Consider the following 7,075-nt stretch of genomic DNA (forward strand, 5'->3'; position numbering starts at 1 on the left):
GGAGGGATAATGGTCGCATGGACGAAAAAAGCACGCAGGGCACCACCCACTTCGGCTTCCGCGACGTGCCGGTGGCGGAGAAGAAGAAGCTCGTCGGCCAGGTCTTCAGCTCGGTCGCGCGCCAGTACGACCTGATGAACGACCTGATGTCGCTGGGCATCCACCGCGTGTGGAAGCGCTACTTCGTCGGCACTTCGGGCGTGAAGCGCGGCGACCGCGTGCTCGACCTCGCCGGTGGCACCGGCGACATCGCCGCGCTGCTGCACGAGCGCGTGGGCGAGACGGGCAGTGTGGTGCTGGGCGACATCAACGCGCAGATGCTCGGCGTCGGCCGCGACCGCCTCACCGACCGCGGCCTGGTGCGCGGCCTCGAGTACGTGCAGCTCAACGCCGAGGCGCTGCCCTTTCCGGACGCCAGCTTCGACCTGGTCACGATTGCCTTCGGCCTGCGCAACGTCACCGAGAAGGCCAACGCCCTGCGCGAGATGCACCGCGTACTCAAGGTCGGCGGCCGCGCGCTGGTGCTCGAGTTCTCGCAGGTCAAGCCCGAGTGGTTCCGCCCCGTGTACGACTTCCATTCCTTCCAGGTGCTGCCGCGCCTGGGCAAGCTGTTCGCCAACGACGCCGACAGCTACCAGTACCTGGCCGAGTCGATCCGCAAGCACCCGCCGCAGGACGAGCTCAAGGCCATGATGGAAGCCGCCGGCTTCGCCCGCTGCGACTACCGCAACCTCAGCGCCGGCATCTGCGCCATCCACTCCGGCTACAAGGTTTAGTCGGCGCGCACGCGCCAGGCTTCGGTGAGGGAGATCAGGCCCTCGCGGGCCAGGTTCACGGCGGCCTGTGTCAGCGGCACCATGCCGTCCTCGATCGCGGCGGCGTGGATCTGGTCGGCTTCGGCGCCGGGCACGATCAGCGACTGGATGCGCGGCGACACCACCATCAGCTCGTACACCGCGCGGCGCTTGAACACGCCCAGCCCGTCGCAGTGCGAGCAGCCGCGACCCTTGTGGAAGACCTCGTCCGGGCCCACGCCCAGGCTTTCGCGGATGTGCGGGTCGACGTCCTCGACTTCCCTGCAGTGCGTGCAGGTCAGGCGCACGAGCCGCTGCGACATCACCGCCAGCAGCGAGGCGCGCAGCAGGTAGGCCTCCACGCCCAGGTCGAGCAGGCGCGTGACCGTGGTGGCGGCGGTATTCGTGTGCAGCGTGGACAGCAGCAGGTGGCCGGTGAGCGCGCTCTCGACGGCGATGCCGGCGGTCTCGCGGTCGCGGATCTCGCCCACCATGATCACGTCCGGGTCGTGGCGCAGGAAGTTGCGCATCGCGCTGGCGAAGGTGAACTGCGCGGCGCGGTTGACCTGCATCTGCTGGATCTCGTCGATGTAGAACTCGACCGGGTCCTCGATGGTGAGGATGTTGATGCGCTGCTTGCGCAGCTCGAGCAGCATCGCGTACAGCGTGGTCGACTTGCCGCAGCCGGTCGGGCCGGTGGTGAGGAACATGCCGTGGCTGCGGCTCATCACGTCGTCGATGCGACGCCGGTCTTCGGGCGTGAGGCCGAGCTGGTCGATGTCCCAGAGGCCTTCCTTGGTGTCGAGGAGGCGCACCACCACGCTCTCGCCGAACACCGCCGGCAGCACCGAGATGCGCAGGTCGATGGCGCGCCCGTCGTCGAACACGAAGCTGGTGCGGCCGTCCTGGGGCTTGCGGTGCTCGGCCAGGTTCATCGAACCGAGCACCTTGATGCGGCTGGTCACCGCCGGGTGCAGGCTGCTCATGATGCGCCGCACCGGCACCATCTCGTCGTCGATGCGGTAGAGCACGTCGGTGCCGTGCTCGCCCGGGCGCAGGTGGATGTCGGAGGCGCGCCGCGCCACCGCCTCGGCGATCAGCCCGTGCACGATGCGCACCACCGGCTTTTCGCGCGAGAGGCGCTGCGCCTCCTGCTCGGTGGTTTCGACGATCGTGCCGGTCGGGTCCACGCCCAGCTGGCGGGCGATGTCGCGGTCCTCGACCTGGTCGTAGTGGCGGGCGATGGCCTCGCGGATGTCGCGCCCCGTCGCCAGCACCGCCTGGACGCGCTGGCGGGAGAGGAAGTCGAGCGTGCTCAGGGCCTCGGCATTGCCCGGGTCCTCCATCGCCACGGCGACGCTGCCGCCGCGCACCAGCAGCGGCACCGCCCGCAGGCGGCGGGCCACCTCCGGCCGGATCAGGGCGGTCGCGGACGCGTCGGGCTCGAGGCCCGACAGCCGGGCCAGCGGCACCCCCAGCGAGGCCGCCTGCTCGTAGTGCGACTCGGTGCAGTCGTCGCCCAGCGCCAGCCACTGCGCCAGCGACAGCCCGCCACCCTCGTGGTTCCAGGTCGAGCCGGCCTGGGAGAACTCCAGCCAGCGGGCCAGCTCGGCGGGTGCCTTGATCAGGTGCGGGGAGGCGGGCTTGGCGTTGGCGGACATGGCTCTGGCCGGGGTGGGATGCCTTCAGTATGGCCCAGCCCGGCCGGCGCGCTTTGAGCCATGTCAGGTCCCGGGCGCCGGGCCTTGCCCGGGGGCCCGCTGGGATAGAATCGGGATATCCCGCCGTACGGAAACACCCATGCGCCTGTTCAGCCTGCTGCTTGCCCTGCTGCTGCCCCTGCCGGCCTTCGCCCAGGCCGACCGGCTCGTCGACGAGCACTCCTACGCGGAGCCGTCGAAGGTGCGCATCAGCCACCTGGCCCTGGACCTCGAGGTCGACTTCGACAAGCGCCAGCTGGCCGGCAGCGCCACGTTCGACCTGCAGTGGGCCGACCCGGCCGCGCGCGAGCTGGTGCTCGACACCCGCGACCTGGAGATCGCCAAGGTCGAAGGCCGCACCGGCAACCGCAAATGGCGCGAGCTCGACTTCAGCCTGGCCGAGGCCGACCCGCGCTTCGGCAGCAAGCTCACCATCACCCTGCCGCGCCAGTTCGCGCAGGTGCGCGTGACCTACCTCACCTCGCCGCAGGCCTCGGGCCTGCAGTGGCTGGCGCCGGGCATGACCGCCGGCGGCAAGACGCCCTTCATGTTCAGCCAGTCGCAGGCCATCCACGCCCGCAGCTGGGTGCCGCTGCAGGACACGCCCTCGGTGCGCTTCACCTACACCGCGCGCATCAAGACCCCGCCCAGCGTGATGGCGCTGATGAGCGCCGACAACGAGCCGGCCGCGCTGCGCGACGGCGACTACTCCTTCGAGATGCCGCAGGCCATCCCCAGCTACCTGATGGCCATCGCCGCCGGCGACCTGGTGTTCAAGCCGATCTCGCCGCGCGCCGGCGTCTGGGCCGAGCCGCAGACGGTGGACCGCGCGGTGAAGGAGTTCGAGGACACCGAGAAGATGATCGAGGTGACCGAGCAGCTCTACGGCCCCTACCGCTGGGGTCGCTACGACCTGCTGATCCTGCCGCCCTCGTTCCCCTTCGGCGGCATGGAGAACCCGCGCCTGAGCTTCATCACGCCCACCGTGATCGCCGGCGACAAGTCGCTGGTGTCGCTGATCGCGCACGAACTGGCGCATTCGTGGTCGGGCAACCTCGTCACCAACGCCACCTGGAAGGACATGTGGCTCAACGAGGGCTTCACCAGCTACGTCGAGAACCGCATCGTCGAGGCGCTGTACGGCAAGGAGCGCGCCGACATGGAGTTCGTCAACAGCCGCAACGGCCTGCTCGAGGAGATGAAGCAGGTGCCGGTGGCGCAGCAGGTGCTGATGCTGCCCGCGCGCGCCGGTTCCGATCCGGAGGAGGCGCTGGGCGCCGTGGCCTACGACAAGGGCGCCTGGTTCCTGCAGTTCCTCGAGCAGCGCTACGGCCGCGAGGCCTTCGATCCCTTCCTGCGCGCCTGGTTCGACCAGCACGCCTTCCAGAGCGCCACCAGCGAGCAGTTCCTGGCCTTCCTCGAGGCCGAGCTGATGGCCAAGAACCCGGGCAAGGTGACGCGCGAGGAAGTGCTGGCCTGGATGACCCAGCCCGGCATCCCCGACAACGCGCCGCGCATCGAGTCGCCGCGCCTGGCCGCCGTCGATGCCGCCCGCGCCGACTGGCTGGGCGACCGCAAGGCCGCGCGCGAGCTGCCCACCGCCGCCTGGACCACGCAGGAGTGGGTGTACTTCCTCGAGGGCCTGCCGGCCACGCTCGAGCCCGACCGTTTGGTCGAGCTCGACCAGGCCTTCCGCTTCACCGGCACCGGCAACGGCGAGATCGCCCAGCGCTGGTATCCGCTCAGCGAGCGCAGCCAGTACTTCGAGGCGCGGCCGGCGATGAGCCTGTTCCTGCGCAAGATCGGCCGCCGCAAGCTGATCATGCCGACCTACGAGGCGCTGGCCTCCACCGAGGACGGCCTGGCCTTCGCCACCCAGATCTTCGCGATGGCGCGGCCGGGCTACCATCCGATCACGATCGGCTCGGTCGAAGCCTTGCTCACCAAGGCGCGCGCGGCGCTGGAAGCGGCGCCGCAGTGAGCGGACGCGGCGCGCGGCCCGCCTGGTGGCTGCGCGCCGGCGCGGTGGGGCTGGCAGTGGCCGGCCTGGGCGCCGCGGTCGCGCGGCCTGAATATGTGCTCGAGGCCGAGTTCGCGCGCCAGCGCTGGCTGGCGGGCGCCAAGGAAACCTCCTTCGATGTCGCCGGGCACCATTGGCGCGCCTTCGAGGCCGGCCCGGCCGGCGCGCCGCTGCTGGTGCTGGTGCATGGCTTCACCGGCAGCAAGGAAAACTGGCTGCCGCTGGCGCGCGAGCTCTCGCGCGACTACCGCGTGCTGGCCGTGGACCTGCCCGGCTGGGGCGAGAGCGAACGTCGCGATGAGGCCGACTACGGCCCGGTGGCGCAGGCCGCGCGCCTGGCCGAGCTGATCGCCGCGCTGCCGCAGGCGCCGCAGATCGTGGTGGGCCACTCGATGGGCGGCCAGATCGTCGGCCTGCTGGCCTCGCGGCATCCGCAGGCCGCGCCGCGCATCGTGCTGATGTCCTCGGCCGGCGTGCGCTACCAGGAGAACGCCTTCGCCAGCGCCGTGCTCGCCGGCGAGAACCCCTTCCAGGTGACCACCCGCGCCGAGCTGCACCGCTACCTGGGCATCGTCTTCGCCGATCCGCCCTTCGTGCCCTGGCCGGCCACCGAGGCGCTGGTGCGCCGCCGCCGCGCCGACGCCGCCTTCGAGCAGCGCGTGCTCGACGGCATCGGCCGCGGTCCGGAGGCGTTCGCGCTCGAGGCCGAGCTGGGCAACATCGCCGCGCCCACGCTGCTGCTGTGGTGCCGCGACGACCAGGTGATCGACATCAGCGCCGCCGACGTCTTCGCCGCCGGCCTGCGCGACAGCCGCCGCGTCGTCCTCAGCGGCTGCGGCCACATGCCGATGATGGCGCAGCCGCGCCAGGTCGCCGAAGCGATCAACGCTTTCGCGGGCGGGCCGGGCTGACGCGCTTGCGCCGGGGCTTCGCCAGGGGCATCCATCCGGGCTGGCGGGTGCTGCGCTGGGTGCTGGTGGCCTGGCTGGTGGCCACGGCGCTGGTGGTGCTGGGCAGTGCCTTCAGCGCCCGCAGCCTGCCCGATCTCGAGCCCTGGCACCGCTGGAACTTCGAGAACGAACCGGGCGCCGGCGAACTGCGCGACATGGACTGGGCTGCCTACCTGCGCGCCGAGCAGGCGGTGTTCGACGAACTGCGCGCGCACCTCGCCGCCGAGCCCCGACCTGGCCGCTATCGTTATGAGACGCAGAGCCAGCTGGGCGCGCGCGACGGTGCCATCGACTGGAACCGCAGCCAGGTGCTGGCGCCGGAAGGCCCGGTGCGCGGCGGCGCGCTGATGCTCCACGGCATGAGCGATTCGCCCTACAGCCTGCGCCACCTGGCCGAGATCTACCGGGCGCGCGGCTTCGTGGTGGTCATCCCGCGCCTGCCGGGCCACGGCACCGCGCCCGCGGGGCTGCGCAGCGCGCAGTGGACGGATTGGCTGGCGACGGTGGAGCTGGCGGCGCGCGAGGTGCGCGCACTGGCAGGCGAGGACAAGCCTTTCCATCTCGTCGGCTACTCCAACGGCGCCGCCCTGGGGCTGAAGTACGCGATGGACCGTGCGCAGGAGGGCGACCGCGCCGGGCTTCCGGTGCCCGACCGGCTGGTGATGGTGTCGCCGATGATCGGCATCGGCCGGCTGGCGGCGTTCTCGCGCTTGATGCCGCTGCTGTCGTGGGTACCGTACTTCGAGAAGTCGCGCTGGCTGGACGTGCAGCCGGAGTTCAATCCGTTCAAGTACAACTCGTTCCCGGTGAACGGCGTGCGCCAGTCCTGGCTGCTGGTCGGTGCCGTGCAGACCCAGCTGCTGCAACTCAATGCCACCGGGCGCAGCGACCGGCTGCCGCCGATCCTGGCCTTCCAGTCGGTGCTCGACGGCACGGTGAGCACCCGCGCGGTGGTGCGCAACCTGTTCGACCAGCTGCCGGCCAACGGCAGCGAACTGGTGCTGTTCGACATCAACCGGCAGGGCGTGCTGGCGCCGATGCTGCGGCGTTCCGCGGGCACGATCCTCGACGAGCTGCAGCCGGGCGAATCCTTCACGTACCGGCTGACGGTGGTGGGCAACGTGGATGCCGAGTCGGCCAACGTGGCCGAGCGCCGGCGCGAACCCGGCCAGCGCGAGGTCGTGTTCAGGCCGCTGCCCTACCTGTATCCCCCGAACGTGTACTCGCTCTCGCACGTGGCGCTGCCGTTCCCGGTGGACGACCCGCTGTACGGCCTGTCGCCAAGAACCGACGAGGACTACGGCATCCGCCTGGGCACGCTGGCCCTGCACGGCGAACGCGGCGCGCTCTCGGTCGGCACCGACCAGCTGCTGCGCCTGGGCAGCAACCCCTTCTACGACTACCTCTCCACCCGCATCGACCAGACCCTCGAGCAACAGGCGGACTAGGGATCCAGCCCGCCCCGACGGGCCGTGCGATGGCAGGACGTTCCAGCCTTCGCAAGTTGAGGCCAAAAAAAAGGTTCTTCTCCCAACTGAGGGGAGTGGCGCACGGCCGACCCGGTAGATTTGTTGGTGTCTAAGCAGCAAATCGGGGCCGGCCGTGGCCGAC

The 7,075-nt window shown here is 70.7% G+C and carries 5 protein-coding genes; 4 read left to right on the forward strand and 1 reads right to left on the reverse strand.

What is annotated here, in order from left to right; translation table 11 throughout:
- Positions 1 to 17 precede the first annotated feature (17 nt).
- A complete protein-coding gene (gene ubiE / locus ABS41_RS09555; protein WP_290593327.1) occupies positions 18 to 776 on the forward strand; it encodes a bifunctional demethylmenaquinone methyltransferase/2-methoxy-6-polyprenyl-1,4-benzoquinol methylase UbiE in 759 nt (252 codons plus the stop codon).
- On the opposite strand, the gene ABS41_RS09560 is transcribed toward ubiE, so the two are convergent.
- Positions 773 to 2,455 carry a GspE/PulE family protein gene (locus tag ABS41_RS09560; protein WP_290593329.1) on the reverse strand — a complete coding sequence of 561 codons (1,683 nt, stop codon included), beginning with the start codon at positions 2,453 to 2,455 and terminating at the stop codon, positions 773 to 775. The genes ubiE and ABS41_RS09560 overlap by 4 nt on opposite strands.
- A gap of 139 nt (positions 2,456 to 2,594) precedes the next feature.
- On the opposite strand from ABS41_RS09560, the gene ABS41_RS09565 reads away from it, so the two are divergent.
- The 3 genes from ABS41_RS09565 to ABS41_RS09575 are packed head-to-tail and all read left to right on the forward strand — an operon-like array spanning position 2,595 to position 6,912.
- Positions 2,595 to 4,475 (forward strand): M1 family metallopeptidase, encoded by a 1,881-nt coding sequence (locus ABS41_RS09565; protein WP_290593331.1) that lies wholly within the window; start codon positions 2,595 to 2,597, stop codon positions 4,473 to 4,475.
- Positions 4,472 to 5,425, forward strand: a complete 954-nt coding sequence (locus ABS41_RS09570) for an alpha/beta fold hydrolase (RefSeq protein WP_290593333.1) — start codon at positions 4,472 to 4,474, stop codon at positions 5,423 to 5,425. The genes ABS41_RS09565 and ABS41_RS09570 overlap by 4 nt, the downstream gene beginning before the upstream one ends.
- A 5-nt stretch (positions 5,426 to 5,430) precedes the next feature.
- The gene (locus ABS41_RS09575; RefSeq protein WP_290593335.1) at positions 5,431 to 6,912 is read left to right on the forward strand and encodes an alpha/beta hydrolase; all 1,482 of its coding nucleotides are present in this window, start codon (positions 5,431 to 5,433) and stop codon (positions 6,910 to 6,912) included.
- Positions 6,913 to 7,075: the final 163 nt, after the last annotated feature.

This window comes from Arenimonas sp. SCN 70-307, assembly GCF_001724815.1.
Taxonomy (GTDB): domain Bacteria; phylum Pseudomonadota; class Gammaproteobacteria; order Xanthomonadales; family Xanthomonadaceae; genus Arenimonas.